Origin of the sequence: Microbulbifer variabilis (assembly GCF_020524905.1) — a bacterium.
In the GTDB taxonomy this organism is placed as follows: domain Bacteria; phylum Pseudomonadota; class Gammaproteobacteria; order Pseudomonadales; family Cellvibrionaceae; genus Microbulbifer; species Microbulbifer variabilis_A.
The window spans coordinates 1-1,061 of the sequence record NZ_JAIVKI010000058.1 but is presented as its reverse complement, the minus strand read 5'-3'; the positions used below and the strand labels follow the sequence as shown (position 1 = coordinate 1,061).

The window sequence follows — 1,061 nt, the reverse complement described above, 5'->3', positions numbered from 1 at the left end:
GGCATCGAAGCTGTGAGTGGCGGGAGTTTAGAAGCCTCGGATGCTGATGACACCTTTGAAATTACCGGTCTAAATGCACTAACGGCCAATGATATTGCCTTCAGCAGTATCAGTAGTGTCGATGCCAAGGGCGGTAGCGACAGCGTGATCGGTGCTGATGGTGCCGACTGGACCTTAACCGGCACTAGTAAAGAAGCTATTAACAGCGGTATCACCTTCTCCGAGGTGGAGTCCCTCACTGCCGTCAATGCCAACCTATTAGGTACCAGTGGCACGGATGCGTTTGTGCTGCAATCCGATGGTGATGTAGGGGCTTATGACCTGAGCATTAGCGGTATGTCCGCCGTGGATGGCAATGGCGGTGACGACAGCCTGGACGCCAGCGCCTATAGCGATGGCCTGGCCCTGACCGGCACCAATAACCAGGTAACGGCGGGCTCCCTGACCTTCGATGGCATCGTCAGCGCGGTCACCGCAGCGCTGACCGGTACCAACAATGCGGATAGCTTTACCGTAGACGGCAGTAATGCCGCCAGCAGCTACGGTATCGCCTTTACCGGAGTCAGCAGCATCAATGCCTTGGATGGCAGCGACAGCGTGATCGGTGCCGATGGTGCCGACTGGACCTTAACCGGCACCAGTAAAGAAGCCATCAACAGCGGTATTAGCTTCTCCGAGGTAGAGTCCCTCACCGCCGTCAATGCCAATCTACTGGGTACCAGTGGCACGGATGCGTTTGTGCTGCAATCCGATGGCGATGTTGAGGCTTATAACCTGAGCGTTAGCGGCATGTCCGCCGTAGACGGCAATGGCGGTGACGACAGCCTAGACGCCAGCGCCTACAGCGATGGCCTGGCCCTGACCGGCACCAATAACCAAGTAACGGCGGGCTCGCTGACCTTCGATGGCATCGTCAGTGCAGTCACCGCAGCGCTGACCGGCACCAACAATGCGGATAGCTTTACCGTAGACGGCAGTAATGCCGCCAGCAGCTACGGTATCGCCTTTACCGGAGTCAGCAGCATCAATGCCTTGAATGGCAGCGACAGCGTGATCGGTGC

General features: G+C 57.4%; 1 protein-coding gene. It reads left to right on the top strand.

Annotation, left to right across the window (positions count from 1 at the left end; translation table 11 throughout):
* Positions 1-12: 12 nt before the first annotated feature.
* A partial coding sequence (locus LC073_RS21495) for a hypothetical protein (RefSeq protein WP_226649682.1) occupies positions 13-1,061 on the top strand: 1,049 nt, incomplete at its 3' end.